General features: G+C 63.8%; 10 protein-coding genes. 7 read left to right on the top strand and 3 right to left on the bottom strand.

The window, feature by feature from the left end; genetic code table 11:
• Positions 1 to 1212: a D-mannonate dehydratase ManD gene (gene manD, locus SSO01S_RS06215; RefSeq protein WP_066796866.1), complete on the bottom strand. Its 1212-nt coding sequence runs from the start codon at positions 1210 to 1212 to the stop codon at positions 1 to 3.
• Positions 1213 to 1341: 129 nt separating this feature from the next.
• On the opposite strand from manD, the gene SSO01S_RS06210 reads away from it, so the two are divergent.
• Positions 1342 to 3498 (top strand): alpha-glucuronidase family glycosyl hydrolase, encoded by a 2157-nt coding sequence (locus SSO01S_RS06210; RefSeq protein WP_066797679.1) that lies wholly within the window; start codon positions 1342 to 1344, stop codon positions 3496 to 3498.
• A 135-nt stretch (positions 3499 to 3633) separates the two neighbouring features.
• Here the strand turns inward: SSO01S_RS06210 and SSO01S_RS06205 are convergent, their stop codons facing one another.
• Positions 3634 to 4650, bottom strand: coding sequence for a cupin-like domain-containing protein (locus SSO01S_RS06205; RefSeq protein WP_066796864.1), 1017 nt, complete (start codon positions 4648 to 4650; stop codon positions 3634 to 3636).
• Positions 4651 to 4821: 171 nt separating this feature from the next.
• Positions 4822 to 8073: a TonB-dependent receptor gene (locus SSO01S_RS06200; RefSeq protein WP_218000341.1), complete on the bottom strand. Its 3252-nt coding sequence runs from the start codon at positions 8071 to 8073 to the stop codon at positions 4822 to 4824.
• A 335-nt stretch (positions 8074 to 8408) separates the two neighbouring features.
• Here SSO01S_RS06200 and SSO01S_RS06195 point away from each other — a divergent pair, with 335 nt between their 5' ends.
• Genes SSO01S_RS06195 through SSO01S_RS06170 form a run of 6 tightly spaced genes read left to right on the top strand, consistent with a single transcriptional unit; the run spans position 8409 to position 17856 of the window.
• A complete protein-coding gene (locus tag SSO01S_RS06195; protein WP_066796855.1) occupies positions 8409 to 9896 on the top strand; it encodes a tryptophan halogenase family protein in 1488 nt (495 codons plus the stop codon).
• Positions 9897 to 9898: 2 nt separating this feature from the next.
• Positions 9899 to 11332: a tryptophan halogenase family protein gene (locus SSO01S_RS06190; RefSeq protein ID WP_066796852.1), complete on the top strand. Its 1434-nt coding sequence runs from the start codon at positions 9899 to 9901 to the stop codon at positions 11330 to 11332.
• Entirely contained in the window at positions 11329 to 12846 is a 1518-nt protein-coding gene (locus SSO01S_RS06185; protein WP_066796849.1) for a tryptophan halogenase family protein, read from the top strand. The genes SSO01S_RS06190 and SSO01S_RS06185 overlap by 4 nt, the downstream gene beginning before the upstream one ends.
• Entirely contained in the window at positions 12843 to 14345 is a 1503-nt protein-coding gene (locus tag SSO01S_RS06180; protein ID WP_066796846.1) for a tryptophan halogenase family protein, read from the top strand. The genes SSO01S_RS06185 and SSO01S_RS06180 overlap by 4 nt, the downstream gene beginning before the upstream one ends.
• On the top strand, positions 14342 to 16033 hold the full coding sequence (locus tag SSO01S_RS06175) for a glycoside hydrolase family 43 protein (RefSeq protein ID WP_066796843.1): 1692 nt from the start codon (positions 14342 to 14344) through the stop codon (positions 16031 to 16033). Before SSO01S_RS06180 ends, SSO01S_RS06175 begins: the two co-directional genes overlap by 4 nt.
• Positions 16034 to 16035: 2 nt before the next feature.
• Positions 16036 to 17856 (top strand): glycoside hydrolase family 9 protein, encoded by a 1821-nt coding sequence (locus SSO01S_RS06170; RefSeq protein WP_066796841.1) that lies wholly within the window; start codon positions 16036 to 16038, stop codon positions 17854 to 17856.
• Positions 17857 to 17859 lie beyond the last annotated feature (3 nt).

The raw sequence follows: 17859 nt of genomic DNA, 5'->3' as shown, positions 1-17859 counted from the left end.
TCACCAGTTGAACATCGTGCCGTCTTCGAGACGGGCCACGGGAAGAAACGCCCGCGTATATTCGTATTTGGCCGCCAGTTCCTCGTCGATCTCGATGCCAAGCCCCGGCGCGTCGCCCGGATGCATCATGCCATGCCTGTACGAATAGGCATGGGGAAAGACCGTGTTGGTCAATTCGGTGTGCGGCATGAGCTCCTGGATGCCGAAATTGGGCACCGACAGCCCGAAATGCAGCGCAGCCGCCATGGTGACGGGCGACAGATCGGTCGCGCCATGGCAGCCGGTGCGGACCTGATAGAGATCGGCCAGCGCGGCGATGCGGCGGATATGGGTGATACCGCCTGCATGCACGATCGTCGTGCGGACATAATCGATCAACTGCTCTTCGATCAGCTGCTTGGCGTCCCAGATCGAATTGAACACCTCGCCCACCGCAAGCGGAACATTGGTGTGCTGGCGGATCAGGCGGAAGGCCGCCTGGTTCTCCGCCGGGGTCGGATCCTCTACCCAGAAGGGACGGTAAGGCTCCAGTTCGCGGCCCAGCCTCCCGGCCTCGATCGGCGTCAGCCGATGGTGGACGTCGTGGAGGAGGTGCACGTCCCACCCCAGCGCTTCGCGCGCCTTTTCAAACAGCGGCGCGACCGAGCGCATATATTTCTCGGTGGACCACAGGCTCTCGGTCGGCAGCGCGCCATCGGCCGGCTCGTAGCGCTCGCCAGCCTTCGCCACGCCATAGGTTGCGGCCAGCCCCGGCACGCCCGATTGCAGACGGACTGCCTTGTACCCCTGCTCGACATGGGCGATCGCAGCCTCGATCGTCTCCTCGATGTCCGCGCCATTGGCATGGCCATAGACCATGCATCCTTCGCGGCTGGCGCCGCCCAGAAGCTGATAGACCGGCAGCCCCGCCATCTTTCCCTTGATGTCCCACAGCGCCATGTCGACCGCGCCGATCGCGCTCATCGTCACGGGCCCGCGCCGCCAGTACGCGCCCTTGTACAGATACTGCCAGATATCCTCGATCCGATGCGCATCGCGCCCGATCAGACAGGGGATGACATGGTCGTTCAGGTAGCTCGCCACCGCCAGCTCGCGGCCGTTGAGCGTCGCGTCGCCCAGTCCATAGACGCCGGCGCGCGTTTCGATGCGCAGCGTCACGAAATTGCGGCCGGGGCAGGTGACGATCACGCGCGCCGATATTATTTCAGCCATGCGTGCGATTGCCCCCTCCCTCAATTTGCGGTGCCATGTGGCGCGCCGCTTGTCTGGTAGCGCTACCAAAAGCAAGCTGCTATCGGCTTGTCAACGGCGGCACATGACCGCACGGGCGAGAGGATGACGATGCGTCGGATATTGCTGGCAATTTTGTCTGTGTTTTGGATTTTTGCCGTGCCGAATCAGGCATGTGCGGAGACCGGATACGACCTTTGGCTGCGCTATCAGCCGCTCGACTCCGGCGCGAAAGAGCGTGTCGGGCAGGTCGTGGGCGGCTATTTCACCGCCCAGACGCACCGCCCCACAATGGAAGCCGCGGCTCGCGAGTTGCGCACCGGATTGAGCGCGATGCTCGGCTATCAGATCGTCCAGCGCCACACCGTGCAGGCCGATGGCGGGATCGTCCTGGGTACCGGTGAATCCCCGCATATCGCGCCGCTCGGCCTGCCGCTCGCGAGCCTGGGCCGGGAAGGCTATCTGCTCCGCAGCGTCGTGATCGAGGGCAAGCAGGTCACGATCATTGCCGGAAACACCGATGTGGGCGTCCTTTACGGCGTGTTCGCGTTCCTGAAGCGCATCCAGCTCGGCCAGCCGATCGACAAGCTAGACATTATCGACAAACCCAAGCTCCAGCTTCGCGTCCTCAATCACTGGGACAATCTCGATCGCCATGTCGAGCGCGGCTATTCGGGCTGGTCGATCTGGGACTGGCAAAAGCTGCCGGGATACAAGGATCCGCGCTACACCGATTATGCCCGCGCCAATGCATCGATCGGAATCAACGGCGTGGTGCTGACCAACGTCAACGCCAATGCCGAAGTGCTCAAGCCCGAATGGCTGCAGAAGGTGAAGGCGCTCGCCGAGGTCTTTCGGCCTTATGGGATCAAAGTCTATCTCACAGCGCGCTTCTCCGCGCCGATCGAGATTGGCGGGATGAAGACCGCCGATCCGCTCGATCCCGGCGTCGCCGCGTGGTGGAAGGCCAAGATCGACGAGATCTATGGCGTCATCCCCGATTTCGGCGGCTTCCTGGTCAAGGCGAACTCCGAAGGCCAGCCCGGGCCCAACGACTATCACCGCAGCCATGCCGACGGCGCCAACATGTTCGCGGATGCGCTTAAAGCCCATGGCGGCGTGGTGATGTGGCGCGCCTTTGTCTATGCTGCGGAAAACCCCGAAGACCGCCACAAACAGGCCTATACCGACTTCAAGCCCCTCGACGGCAAGTTTCGCGACAATGTGCTCGTGCAGGTCAAGAACGGCGCGATCGACTTCCAGCCGCGCGAGCCCTTCCATCCGCTGTTCGGCGCGATGCCCCGGACGCCGCTGATGATGGAATTCCAGATCACCAAGGAATATCTCGGCTTCGCCACGCACTTGGCCTATCTCGGGCCGATGTGGGAGGAGGTGCTGGAGGCCGACACCTTCCGCCCCGCAAAGGGCAGCACGGTCGCGAAAGTGATCGAAACCCCGGTCGCGCCCGGCGCGGTCACCGGCATGGCGGGGGTCGCCAATGTGGGCAACGACCTGAACTGGTCGGGTTCGCAATTCGATCAGGCGAACTGGTACGCGTTCGGCCGCTTCGCCTGGGATCCCGATGCCTCGGCACATGCGATCGCGCGCGACTGGGCGGGGCTGACCTGGGGCAATGATCCCGCGCTCGTCGATCCGATCGTCGCGATGATGATGGGTTCGCGCGAGGCGGTGGTCGATTACATGACCCCGCTCGGGCTCACCCATCTGATGGCGACCGGCCACCATTATGGTCCCGGCCCCTGGGTCGCGGATCTGGCGCGGCCCGAATGGAACCCGGTCTATTATCACAAGGCCGATGCGAACGGCATCGGCTTCGACCGGACCAAGACCGGCAGCGACGCGCTCAGCCAATATGCGCCGGAAGTCGCCAGACTCTGGGGCGATCCGAAGAAGGTGCCCGAAAACCTGCTGCTCTGGTTCCACCACGTGCCCTGGGATCGCAAGATGCAGTCCGGCCGCACGCTGTGGGACGAGCTGGTCGTCCGCTACGATGCCGGCGTTGAGGCCGTCGCCGCGATGCAGGCGCGGTGGGATGGGCTGAAGGACAAGGTCGATGCCCGCCGCTGGTCCGAGGTGCGCGATTTCCTCGCGATCCAGCATGAGGAAGCCAAATGGTGGCGCGACGCTTCGATCGCCTATTTCCAGTCGATCTCCAAGCGCCCGCTACCCGTCGGCCACGCCGCGCCGCCACACGACCTCGAACATTACAAGGCGATCAACAATCGCTATGCGCCGGGGAACGGCTAGCGACGCATCGCTCCGACCTGCTGTCCTGAATGCGGTGAAGTTGCCATGCTGCCCCCCATCTCATGCGCAGCCATGTTGCGCCACTGGGCAACAGAGTTTCAGATCCGCAGGAAGGAAGCTAAGTGGAGTTCTGGCTCAAGGTCGCCCAAGTCCCCGCATCAGATAGGCCCGGATATAGTCGCGCAGCCGCGGCGAGGGGGCGCCCAATACGCTGCGGTGCTCGGGCGCGAGATGTTCTGCGGGCTCGCCGTGCCGCTTGAACACAAAGGTGTCGAACATTGCCCGCCAGGCGTCGCGGCGGTTCTCGGGCAAGTGGCTCACCGTCAGCACGGCATGCACCATCGCATCGAAGCGCGCCGCCATGTCGGGAGAGTCCGCCCACCAGTAATTCATCAGCACGTTGAACGGCGAAAGCGCATCCACCTGGTGCCACCAGAGCGCCGGGATGTAGATCGCGTCTCCCGGCTCCAGTTCAACGATCAGCGCGTGATCCAGCGCCTCGCGGAAGCGCGGGTAGCGGTCGAAATCCGGGTTGTTGAGCTCCACCATGCTCGCGGGTTGCCCGGCCATGTTATAGTCGAGCGGGCCGACATAGAGGTTGTGGATCTGATTGGGGGGAAACAGCGTGAAGCGTCGCCGCCCCGCAGCAACGACTGCGATATTGTCCGATGCATCGAAATGGGTGCTCACGGTGGATGCGTTGCCCACCCAGATGCGCGGATCGGCACCCAGCCCCTCCACCAGCGGCATCGGATTGGCTTCGGCCAGGCCGGGCAGGGCGGCGGGCGTCTCCAGCGCGCCGGCATATACCGATGGCGCATCCTCACGCCCGGCGAGCGCCAGCACGTAGCGAAGCAGGTCCGCCAGAGGCCCTTTGCGCCGTTCGAAATTGAAGCCGCGCATATCGGGCGCGTAGAAAAAGCGTCCCTTGATCGCGGGCGGGCCCACGAATGCCTCCACCGCCGCGCCCCGGTCGAAGCTCAGCAGATATTCCAGAACGGACTGATCCGATCGTGCTGCCGCCTGCACAAGCGGCCAGTCCCGCGCCACGCCGCGCAGCACGACCGGCGAATAATCTGCGACGATTTCGTTTAAAAACCGTGCGGCGGTGACTGTGTCCGCCGAGTACGCAATTATGTGACGCGAATACATTTAAGCCCAATATCAAGCAGTCATTGCGGTAACTTTGCAGGCTTCTTCTTTTCCGGAACTTTTTTGTCAGCGCGGGAGCATTGTCCGTGCACCCGCGGTCCCGCCGCGAACCGGCAAAAAAGGCGCCGCCGGTCTTTTGACCGACGGCGCCAGTGCAGGGTGAAAGTCGAACTAGAAGTTGAAACGAGCGATTGCGGACAGGCGGCGATCGTTCATGTACCAGCCGCGCGGCACTTCCTTGATCCCACCACCGATCGCCGTGATCACCGCGTTGGTGCGGGTGACCTCGTTGGTCAGGTTGGAGCCCTGGACACCAAGCTTGATGTTCGGGGTGATCGCAAAGAACAGCGAAGCATCCAACTGGCCGGTGGCCTTGTTGATGATCGGATCGAACGGCGTGATCACGTCGCGGACGGTGAGCACGAAGTCCGAGCGCCACGAGTAGGTGAGACGCGCCGAGATCGGTCCCCAATCGAAGAACGGGGTGATGTTCACCTGGTGCTTCGACAGGCCCTGGAGCGGCAGCAGCGCCGTATCCACCGTGGTCACGCGGCCCGCGGCCACGTCCGGATCGGTTGCCGACAGCGTCGACTGCGGCACGCCCGACGAGTCTACATAGGTGTAGTTCGCCTGGAGACCGAGCCCCTTGAGCGCGCCCGGCAGGAAGTCGAACGTCTGCTGGTAGCCGATTTCGAAGCCCTTGATCTTGCCGACCTTGGTCGCGTTGACCGGGGTCGTCACAAGCGCGTCGAAAGTGGCGCCGTTGTTGGTGAAGGTGCTGCGGACCGTATCGTTGGTCAGCACTCCGTGCAGTGTCTTGTAGAAGCCCGAAATGGTGAGCTGGCCGACGCTCGAGAAGTACCATTCCGCCGTGAGGTCGAAGTTATCGGCCTCGGTGGGCTTCAGGTACGGATTGCCGGCGGTGAGCGATCCCTGCAGGCGGAAGCTGTTCGGGATCAGGTTTCCGTTGGCATCCGCATTCTGCACCGTCCCCAGGTTCACCGGGAAGAAGTTGCGGATGAAGCCGGTCTGCGGCGGAGCCACGCCCTTGAAATAAGCGGCGCGGAACTGCAGCCCGCCGCCCACCTCGAGCTTCGCGTTGAAGCTCGGCAGCCAGTAATCATAACGGAGCTTCGCGGTCGATGCGACCGTAGCGCCGTTGATGAAGGCACGCGCCGAGTTGCGGGTCGCGAGGTCGAAGGCGCAGAACGGCTGCACGGTGGCTGGCGGTACAACCGGCACCGCGCAATCGGCTTCGGTGGGGAAGGGCGTCGTGTTGACGAACGACTGGAAGCCGCTCGATGTACGATCGGTGCGGCTGAAGCGCAGGCCGATATTGCCGCTCAGCCGGACGCTGTCGCCCAATTGGGTGTCGAACCGCGCCATTGCGTAAGCGGCATAGTTCTTTTCCCGGATCGGGTTGACTTCATCCGGAAGGAACGGCGTACCCGCCACTACGCCGCAGCGATCCGCAAGTGCATTCCATCCGGTGTTGATCGTGCGGGTTCCGCAGGTCGTGGTGCCCTGCCATTCCCGTGCGATCGCGCCGGCATATTGGATCATCTGGTCGTAATTCGCGACGGTGTTGCCCGAATAGAAGAGGCGACCCACACCGATCGGATTGGAGACCGAGTTGCGGAAGAAGTTGTTGAACGCAAAGACCTCATAGCCGTTGGGCGCGGTGCCCTGGGTGTGGCCATTGGCGTTGTTGCCATCCACCGGCGTATTGAACCAGATCGGGCCGTCATTGCCCCACTGTTCCGAGAGCACGCCCCAGTTATAGCGCGAGAAGCGCGAAGTCTGGTCGCGATCGGCATAGCGTCCGCCGACACGGATCGACTTCAGGAAGTTCGAGTCCGGGAAGGCGTATTCCAGATCGAGGCGGAAAGCGTCGGAATTGCCGTCGCTGCGCTCGATATGGTCCATCGCGGCGCGATAGAAGCTGTTGTACGGATCAAGGAAGTTGTCGTGGCCCGCGCCGAAATAGCCCGGATTCTGCGCACCGCCGACAGGCTGGCTGGTGTCGCAATCATTGTCGGTGCCGGGAGGATTCTGCGAGTTAGCGGCCGGACCGCTACAGACCTGCGGCGGCAGGAACTCCACGGTCGGGAACTTGTCGCCGTTCAGCCCGAGCTTCGCGTTCTGATAAGTCGAGCCCCAGACCGTATTGTCGAGCAGATCGGTCGACGAGCTGACATGCTGGTAGTCGAACACCAGGCCGAGACGGTCGTTCACATCCCATTTGAAGTTGAAGCCGTAATCGTCGGTGACGAGCTTCTGCTCCTGGTCGCGGCGGATATTGTTCGACTGCAGACCGAGCATCGGCACCCGGCCGGCGCCGCTGTTCTGGTCGGCGCGCCAGCCGGTCGGGCCGGTGATCGTGCCGCTGGTGAACATGCCGTCGCCGCCGAATTCCAGAGTCGTGCCGGGAACGCGGCGCGAGTCGCCGTTCGACGAAACGTTGTCGGTTGCGATTTCGACGGTGTGCTCGGTCCAGGCCTGGCGCGCGTCGGAGCGCAGGAACTGGAACACGGCTTCCATCGAGCCGTCGGTGCTGCGCCACTGCGCGGCAGCTGCATAGCCGTAACGCTTGCGGTCGAATTCCTGGGTGCCGATCACGGCGCCGCGGGGGAAATAGACCTGGCCTCTCGCCGTGGTGCCGCCATTGTCGATCACATCGCCGTCCGAATAGAGCGTGCGAATGCGGAAGCTCGAAAGCTGGAAGCGGTCTGCGCGGGTCTTGAGCTGCGAATAGGAAACGTTGGCCAGCAGGCCGATCTCGCCGATGCCCGTCTCCCAGCGATTACTCACCAGGAAGGAGGCGGTGGGCGCCCACTTCTTGACGAAGTCGCCATAGTTCGCCTCGAACGATCCGGCGACGACCAGGCCCTTCGCGTCGAAAGGCTTGCGGGTGCGCAGATTGACCACGCCCGCGATGCCGCCTTCGATGCGGTCTGCCGAAGGCGACTTGAAGACGTCGACGCCGCCAAGCATTTCGGAAGGCACGTCGGAGAAGCTCAGCGAACGACCGTTATTGGCGGTGAAGGCCTCGCGGCCGTTAAATTCCGAGCGGATATAGGTGAGGCCGCGAACGGTGACGCCCGATCCTTCCACGCTGAAGTGATCGGGATCGACGCCCGCTGCGAAGCGGTTGATCGAGACGCCGGGGATGCGCTGCAGCGCTTCGGTCACCGAACGGTCGGGAAGGGCGCTGATGTCCTCGGCGGTAACCGAGTCGACGATCACGTCGGAGTTTTTCTTCAGCGCCTGGGCGCTTTGGAGCGATGCGCGATAGCCCTGAACGACGATCTCGCCGTCATCCTGCGCCGCGGTGTCCTGCGACGCGGGCGCATCCTGCGCGAACGCAGGCGCCGCTACGGCAAAGCACGCCACGGCCGCTGCGGAAACGCCAGCCCTCAGCATGCTGGCGCGCATTCTGCCAGCGTTGTCAGGATTCGCATGTATAGTGAGCTTGCGCATCAAGCTGTCCTCCCCTTTTAAAATGTTAGCGCTATCAGTGCGCAGCGCTGTTTTATCGATCATGAACTTAATTTAGGTTCGCGCAAAAGATCAAGCGGTCATTGAAACAATTCTGCAACCGCCCCGATTTGTGGCGGAAATGCAACGGTTACGGCGTGTTTGCGCCCTCCGGGGAGTGCCATATTTGCCGGTTTTCGCCGAGAATCACCCTTCCGGCGCGATTGACCGCCGCGCTTCGGGAGCGCTAACATTTGCGCTTGGGAGAGGGGCATGACCCTATGTTGGTGAAGCGGGTTCTGGTGGTCGGAGGGGGTACCGCCGGCTGGATGACGGCGGCTGCGCTGTCGAACAAATTCCGCGGCTCGCCGCTGGAGATTCGTCTGATCGAATCGGCCGAAATCGGGACGGTTGGGGTGGGTGAGGCCACCGTGCCGCACATCCGGCACTACAATGCCACGCTCGGTTTCGATGAAGCCGAGTTCCTGGCCGCGACCAAGGGCACGTTCAAGCTCGGCATCGAGTTTCGCAACTGGGGGCGACTCGGCGATTCGTACATCCATCCCTTCGGCGCGTTTGGCCAGGATTTCGCGGGTGTGCCGTTTCACCAGCATTGGTTGCGGATGCGTGGCAAGCCGGGTGTGGCGGCGTTCGAGGATTTCTCATTGCCGGTGCAGGCGGCGCGGCGCGGGCGCTTCCATCATCCCAGCGCCGATCCCGCCTCACTGCTCAATACGTTCAACTACGCCTATCAGTTCGATGCGGGGCTCTACGCCAAGTTCCTTCGCGCATATGCGGAAGCGCGCGGCGTGGTGCGGCAGGAGGGCAAGGTCGTCCATGTCTCCCAGCATGGCGAGACGGGCTTTGTCGAGGCGGTGACGCTGGACAGCGGCGAGCGGATCGAAGCCGATCTGTTCGTCGATTGCTCGGGCTTTCGCGGGTTGCTGATCGAGCAGACGCTGGGCGCGGGCTATGAGGAATGGACGCATTGGCTGCCGTGCGACCGCGCCATCGCCTTGCCCTGTCCGAATGATGGCCCGCCGCCGCCGCTGACCCGATCGACGGCGCAGAAATCGGGCTGGGTATGGAAGATCCCGCTCCAGCATCGCTGCGGCAACGGCCATGTCTATTCGAGCAACTTCATCTCGGATGACGGCGCGCTGGAAACGCTGCTCGGCGCCATCGCCGCGCCGCCCTTGGCCGATCCCAACAAGCTTCGTTTCGTAACCGGCAAGCGAAAGAGGCAGTGGGTGGGGAATGTGGTCGCGATCGGCCTGTCCTCGGGGTTTCTGGAGCCGCTCGAATCGACCAGCATCCACCTGATCCAGCTCGCAATCGGGCGGCTGCTCGATTTCTTCCCGACGGGCGAATGGGATCCGCTCGATGCCGAGGAGTTCAATCGGGTGATGGTGCTCGAATATGAGCGCGTCCGCGATTTCCTGATCCTCCACTACAACGCCACCGAGCGCGATGATTCCGAGTTCTGGAATTACTGCCGTACGATGGATCTGCCCGATTCGCTGCGGTACAAGATGGAGCTGTTCCGCGAACGCGGCGTGGTGGTGAACTATCGCGACGGCATGTTCCTCGAACCGAGCTGGCTCGCGGTCTATCTCGGCCAGAATGTGCTGCCGAACGCGCATGATCCGCTTTCCGAGCGCCTGTCCGACGATGATCTGATGGCGGCAATGGCCGATCTCCGCGCGCGCTATGCGGCGGCGGCGGAAGCGATGCCGGCGCATCTCGATGCACTTGCGGCGGCCGCCTGATCATGGCGATTCGGCGCATCGTAATCCTGGGCGGTGGCGTGGCCGGCTGGATGAGCGCGCTCGCGCTGGGCAGGGCGCTTGCCGGGTGCGCGATCGCGATCGATCTGGTCGAAACGGAGGGGCCGGATCACAGCATTGGCCCGTTCGGCCCCGGAGAATCCACGCTTCCCGCCTTTCACAAGTTCCTTGGGGACGAGGGCGTGGACGAGGACGCGCTGCTGCGCGCCTCGCGCGGCACCTTTGCGCTGGGAGCAGCATTTTCGGGTTGGGCGGACAGGCAATCCGCTTGGTTCCTGCCATTTGGCGATATCGGCGTGGGGATGGGGACGGTCGCGTTCTCGCCGCTGGTCGCCCGCCTGCGCGCGGCGGGGCACCCGGTGCGCCCCACCGATTTCTCGCTCGCCGCCGTCGCCGCTGCGGCGGGCCGCTTCGCCCGGCCCAGCCTCGATCGGCGATCGGTGCTGTCGAGCTATGGCTACGGCCTGCATCTCGACAAGGCCGGGTTCGCCGGCATGTGCCGCACCCAGGCGAGCGGCGTCACCCATCACGCCGCGCCCTTCGCCCGCGCGATCCGGGTCGCGAATGGCCATGTCTCCGCGCTCGAACTGGTGGGCGGCGAGCAGGTGCCCGGCGATCTCTTCCTCGATTGCTCAGGCCCAGCCGCTTTACTGTGCGAAGCGCACGGCTTCGAAAGCTGGTCCGCCTGGCTGGCCTGTGACCGCGTCGTCGAGCGCGCTACGCAGCAGGAGGGTATCCCTCCGCCTTACACCCACGCCGCCGCGCACCCCGCCGGCTGGCTCCGCAGCGTGCCGCTTGCCGGCGGGCCCAGCGAAGCCATGGTCTTCGCGTCGGCGCACCACAGCGATACTGCGGCGATCGAAATCCATCAGGGCCGCCGCACGCGCGCCTGGCACGGCAACGTCATTGCGATCGGTGCGGCCGCGGCGCTGGTCGAGCCGCTATACGGCCACAACCTGCACCTGGTGCACTCCGCCATCCAGCGGCTGGTCACGCTGTTCCCCACGCGCGCCGATGGGCCGGAGGCGGCGGAATATAACCGCATCACCGCCGAAGAGGCTGACCGCGTCCGCGATTTCGTCATCGCGCATTACAAGACCAATGCGCGCACCGGCGAGCCGTTCTGGGATGCCGCCCGCGCGATGTCTGTGCCCGATACGCTGCAATACAAGCTCGATCTCTATGCGAGCCGGGGCCGGATGCCGATGTATGACGAGGAGCTTTTCGACCGCGCCGAATGGATCGCCATGCTCGACGGGCAGGGGCTGCACCCCCGTCGGTACGACGCGCTGGCGGATACGATCCCGGAGCCCGCGATCATCCAGCATGTCACGCGCCTGCGCGAGATGATCGTCGACGCGGCCAAGGCCATGCCGAACCATGGCGCGACGCTCGCGCAGATCGGCGCGGGGGCATGACCGCGCCGCAGCCCATTCGCAGCATCGTCATCGTCGGCGGGGGCACGGCGGGCTGGATGGCCGCCGCTGCGCTTTCCCGCCTGACCCGCACCGGGGTCCGGGTGACGCTGGTGGAGTCGGATGCCATCGCCACCGTCGGCGTGGGCGAGGCGACCATTCCCCCGATCCGCAGCTTCAACGGCCTGCTGGGCATCGACGAGAACGAATTCCTGCGCCGCACCCAGGGGACGATCAAGCTCGGCATCGATTTCCAGGGCTGGGACCATGAGGGGGATCGCTATTTCCACCCCTTTGGCGAGTTCGGCTTCGATATCGAGGGCGTGAAGTTCCACCAGTTCTGGCGCAAGCTCCACGAAACCGGCGCCGCATCGGGCATCGGGGACTATAATCTGTGCGCCATGGCGATGAAGCTGGGCCGCTATCAGCCGCCATCGACCGATCCCGGCTCCGTCTCGTCGCGGATGGCCTATGCCTATCAGTTCGATGCCTCGCTCTATGCGGCGTTCCTGCGCGAATTTGCCGAGGCGCGCGGCGTGGTGCGGCAGGAAGGCAAGGTGGTGCACGTGCCCGTTCGCGGGGAGGACGGGCATATCGAGGCCGTCGTGCTTGAGGGCGATCGCCGGATCGAAGGCGAGCTTTTCATCGATTGCACGGGCTTTCGCGCGCTGCTGATCGACCAGACGCTGGGTGCGGGCTGGGAAAGCTGGGCGCACTGGCTGCAATGCGATCGCGCGGTGGCCGTTCCCTGCGCCGCGCCGGACGAGACGATCACACCTTATACCCGCTGCACCGCGCGCACCGCGGGGTGGCAATGGCGCATTCCGCTCCAGCACCGGATCGGCAACGGCTATGTCTATTGCAGCGGCGATATCTCTGACGACGCCGCGCGGGAGATGTTGCTCGCCAATCTCGACGGAAAGCCGCTGCGCGATCCCTTCATGCTCAAGTTCGAGGCGGGCCGTCGCAAGCTGGCCTGGCACCGGAACTGCGTCGCTCTCGGGCTGTCCTCGGGCTTTCTCGAGCCGCTGGAGTCGACCAGCATTCACCTGATCCAGACGGGCGTATCCAAGCTGATGGCGCTCTTGCCCGATACCGGCTTCTCGCCCGTCGAGCGCGACGAATATAACCGGCTGACGGATACGCAGATGGAGCAGGTCCGCGACTTCATCATCCTGCATTACCATGCCAATCGCCGGACGGATGGAGATCTGTGGCGCCGCGTGCGCGAGATGGAAATCCCGGAAACGTTGCGCCGCAAGCTCGATCTGTTCCGCAATCGCGGCCGCTTCTTCCGCTACGAGGATGAGCTATTCGCGGAATCCTCGTGGATCGCGGTGATGCTGGGGCAGGGGGTCTATCCGGCCGGCTGGGATCCGCTGGCGGACGCGATCGACACCGCGCAGATACAGAAGACGCTCGATCGCATCAGGACGATCTTCGCGCAAACCGCCTCGACCATGCCGCGCCACGAAGACTGGCTAGCGCGCCACGCACCCGCCGGGAGATTCGCATGACCGACAGGAAGATCCGCAGCATCGTCATCGTGGGCGGGGGCACCGCAGGCTGGATGAGCGCCGCGACGCTCGCCCGCATCCTCTCCACCCAATATGCCAGCATCACGCTGATCGAATCCGACGAGATCGGCATCATCGGGGTGGGGGAGGCGACGATCCCCCAAATGGCGACCTTCAATCGCATGCTTGGCCTCGATGAGGACCAGTTCATGCGCGAGACGAAGGGCAGCTTCAAACTGGGTATTCAGTTCGTCAACTGGGCGCGCCAGGGGCATGTCTATTATCACCCATTTGGTAAATATGGCTTGGATATGCAGGGTGTCTCCTTCCATGCATACTTCCTGCGTCTTCACCAGATGGGAGAAGCGCCCAATATCGATGATTGGTCCCTCCAGGCCACCGCGAGCAGGAACAACAAGTTCATGCGCCCGATCGACGCGGGCAATTCGCCGCTCAGCGAAATCCCCTACGCCTTTCATTTCGATGCGGGGCTCTATGCCAAATTCCTGCGCAGCTATGCCGAGGGCCTGGGCGTGGTGCGGCGCGAGGGCAAGATCGTCGATGTGAAGCTGCGCGGCGAGGACGGCTTCGTGCAGTCCGTTGTCATGGAAAATGGCGACGAGGTCGAGGGCGATCTGTTCATCGATTGCTCGGGCTTCCGCGGCCTGATCATCGAGCAGGCGCTGAAGGCGGGCTTCACCGATTGGTCGCATTATCTGCCCTGCAACCGCGCCGTGGCGGTCCCGTGCGAGAGTGTGGACGAATGGACGCCCTACACCCGGTCCACGGCGCACACCGCCGGCTGGCAATGGCGCATCCCGCTCCAGCACCGCACCGGCAACGGCCATGTCTTCTCGGTCGATCATATGAGCGAGGACGAGGCGACCCAGATCCTGTTGAACAATCTCGATGGAAAGCCGCTTGCCGATCCCCGCGTCGTCCGCTTCACCACCGGGCATCGCAACAAGCTGTGGATCAAGAATTGCGTGGCGATGGGCCTTGCCGGCGGCTTTATCGAGCCGCTGGAATCCACCGCGATCTGGCTGATCCAGTCGGGCCTGTCGCGCTTCCTCACCATGTTCCCCGATCGCGATTTCAACCAGGCCGATATCGATCGCTACAATCGGATCATGACGACGGATTATGAGGAAATTCGCGACTTCATCGTCCTGCACTACCACGCCACGGAACGCGATGATTCACCGTTCTGGAACTATTGCCGGACGATGGATATCCCGGAACGGTTAGCGGAAAAGATGCGCGTGTTCCGCTCGCACGGCCGCTGCTTCCGCGAGAATGAAGAGCTTTTCAACGATACGAGCTGGTTCGCGGTGATGCACGGTCAGCTGATGAAGCCGAAATCCTATGATCCGGTGGCGGACGTCATGAGCCTTGAGGAAACCCGTGCGCGACTGGCGCATATCAAGGAAGCGATCGTCAATTCGGCGGATTACATGCCGAAGCAAAGGGACTTTATCCGGGAGCATTGTGCGGCATGAAAAAGCTTCTGGCCCTGTTCGCGCTGCTTCTGGCAGTTCCCGCCATTGCCCAGCCCGTCGCCCGTTTCGATTGGTTCGATTATCAGGGCGCTGACGCCATCGACGACGTCCGGCTTTATCCCGGCGAGTTCCGCAACCCGATCCTGCGCGGCTTCTATCCCGATCCCAGCGTCACCCGCGTCGGCAATGATTTCTACCTCGTCACCTCGACCTTCAGCTTTTTCCCCGGCATGCCGGTCTTCCACAGCCGCGATCTGGTCAACTGGACGCAGATCGGCAACGCGATCGATCGTCCGGAACAGCTCGATTTCAAGCAGCTCGGCCTCTCGCGCGGGGTCTTCGCGCCCACGATCCAGGCCAAGGATGGCATCTTCTACATCCTCAACACCTGCGTCGATTGCGGCGGCAATTTCGTCATCACCGCGAAGAACCCTGCCGGGCCTTGGTCCGATCCGGTCTGGCTGCCGGCGCTGGAGGGCGGCATCGATCCTTCGCTTTTCTTCGACAAGAATGGCCGCACCTGGATCCTCAATAATGGCGCGCCGGAGGGAAAGCCCGAATATGACGGGCACCGCGCGATCTGGATCCAGGAATTCGATCTCAAGACGCTGAAATCGTTCGGCCCGCGCACCGTGCTGGTCAATGGCGGCGTCGATTTCTCGAAAAAGCCGATCTGGATCGAAGGGCCGCACATCTTCCAGAAGGATGGTTGGTACTATCTGAGCTGCGCCGAGGGCGGCACCGCCGAGGGGCATAGCCAGGTCATCCTCCGCTCACGCAGTGTCACCGGCCCGTTCCTTCCCAATCCGAACAATCCCGTGCTCACCCAGCGCGATTTGCCGGGGGACCGGGCCAATCGGATCACCTCCGCCGGCCATGCCCAACTCGTCACCACGCCGGACGGCAAATGGTGGGCCACCTTCCTCGCGGTCAGGCCCTATGCGGAGGATTTCTACTCCACCGGGCGCGAGACTTTCCTGATGCCCGTCGAGTGGGTCAATGGCTGGCCGTTCATCACGCGCGAGCCGATCCCCGTAGCGCTCCCGCGTCCGAAATTGCCGCGTACCGCCAGGCCTGCGGTCCCGACCAGCGGCGCGTTCGCCGTGCGCGACGAGTTCGATGGGGCGAAGCTGCCGCCTTATTGGATGATGATGCGAAACCCGCGCGAGCAATGGTTCGCGCTGAAGGACAGCGCGCTTGAGCTGACCGCCCGCAAGCAGGGTCTTGGCGACAATGCCAACCCGTCGTTCCTCGCCCGCCGCCAGCAGCATATGAACGCCAGCGCGACCACCTCGGTGCGCTTCACCCCCGAGAAAGACGGTGACCGGGCCGGGCTCGTCGTGCTTCAGAATGACGATTACTGGTTCTTCTTCGGTATCAAACAGGTCGCCGGAAAGCGGCAACTGGTGATCGAGCGGCGCAATGGACCAAAGGATCCCGCCGCCGGGGTTCCCATCGCGACCGCCGAAGCATTGGGGTACGCGCCCGTGCCCGGCACGGCGGTCGCGCTGCGCATTTCGGTGCGCGGCGATCTCTATCGCTTCGATGTCGGCGTGCCGCTTGGCGACAATCAGGATCTGGTCGCCTGGACCCCGCTCACGATGCTCCGCACCGATGGGCTCACCACCAGAACGGCCGGCGGCTTTGTCGGATCGGTGTTCGGGCCATTTGCCGCCACGGGAGAATAGTCATGCGCCTACTCCTCTTCGCCGCCCCCTTGCTTGTCAGCGCTGTCATTCCGCCGCCGCTGCCGGTGCACCTGAATCAGCTTGGCTTCGAACCCGGTGATGCCAAGGTCGCGATCGTTCATGGCAGCGATGTTCCGCTGGCCTGGAAGCTCGTGGATGCGAGCGGGAAAACGGTGCTGGAGGGCAGGGCGACGCTCTATGGCGACGATCCCGCATCCGGCGGCAAATACATCCAGCGCGTCGATTTCAGTGCGTACCGGGGCACGGGCAAGGGCTATCGCCTGATCGTCGCCGGGTCTGAGAGCGAGCGGTTCGATATTCGCCCGGGCATCTACAAGCCGTTGGCAACGGATGCGCTCGCCTTCTTCTACCATCAGCGTGCGGGCGTTCCGATCGAGGCGCGCTTCGTGGGAGAGAAATGGGCACGCCCCGCGGGCCACGCCACGGAATTGGCGAAGTGCTTCACCGGCAAGGATGATCGCGGCATCGAATGGCCCGCATGCGGTTATGGGATCAACGTGCGCGGCGGGTGGTACGACGCGGGCGATCACGGCAAATATGTCGTCAATGGCGGCATCACGCTGTGGACCCTGCTCAACGCCTATGAGCGGCGGCCGGACGCCTTTCCGGACAAGTCGCTGAAGATCCCCGAGGCGGGCAATGGCGCAAGCGATCTGCTCGATGAGGCGCGCTACGAGATGGAATGGATGCTGCGGATGCAGTTGCCCGATGGGCAGAAGGTCCGCGTTCCCGTCGGCCCGTTCAAGCCGCTGGCGCCCGGGCAGAATCCCTGGACCGCGACGCCCGCTGATTTCGCGGAGATCAACGCGGGCGGCATGGCGCTCCAGAAGGTCGCCGATCGCAACTGGACCAAGCTTCCGATGCCTCCGCAGGACGATCCGGAAGAGCGCCTGCTTTATCCACCCACCACTGCCGCCACGCTCAATCTGGCCGCCGTCGCGGCGCAATGCGCGCGGCTGTGGAAGGGCATCGACGATGCCTTCGCCGCCCGTTGCCTGAGCGCGGCGCAGCGCGCCTGGGCCGCCGCGCTGCGCAACCCGGAAGTGCTGGCGACGAACAGCTTCACCGGCAGCGGCGGCTATGGCGACCGGGACGTGTCGGACGAATTCTATTGGGCCGCCGCCGAATTGCTCGTGACCACCGGCGAAGACCAATATGCGCAGGCGGTCCAGCGCTCACGCCATTTTCGCGACGATGTCCGCGAGCCGGCATGGCCCAGCACGGCGAGTCTGGGCACCTTGCTCCTCGCCACGCGGCCTGCCTTGCTTCCCGCTGCGGAGGTGAAGCGTCTGCAGGCATCGGTGATCGCCGCCGCCGATCGGTTCCTCACGGACGCACAGGGCAACGGCTATGCGGTGCCCTATATCGCGAAGGACTATCCCTGGGGCTCGAACTCCAGCGTGCTGAACCGCGCGATGATCCTCGCCACCGCGCACGATCTGACGGGCAATGCCAAGTACCGCGCCGGCGTGATCGCCGCGCTGGATTACGTGCTCGGCCGCAATCCGATGAACGTGTCCTATGTCAGCGGCTATGGCGCGCTATCGATGCAGCATCCGCATCACCGCTTCTGGGCGCCATCGCTCGACCCCAAGCTCCCCGGCCCGCCGCCGGGCGCGCTCTCGGGCGGACCCAACTCGACAAACATGTCCGATGCGATCGCCGCAAAGATGAAGGGGCAATGTGCGCCCCAGACCTGCTGGGCCGATAACATCCACGCTTATGCGCTCAACGAAGTCGCGATAAACTGGAACGCCCCGCTCTTCTGGGTCGCCGCCTGGGCGGACAGCGAAAAGCCATAGCCG

It is taken from the genome of Sphingomonas soli NBRC 100801 (assembly GCF_001591025.1).
In the GTDB taxonomy this organism is placed as follows: Bacteria; Pseudomonadota; Alphaproteobacteria; order Sphingomonadales; family Sphingomonadaceae; genus Sphingomonas; species Sphingomonas soli.
The sequence above is the reverse complement of the archived record's forward strand: the minus strand, read 5'-3'. Positions and strand labels throughout refer to the sequence as shown.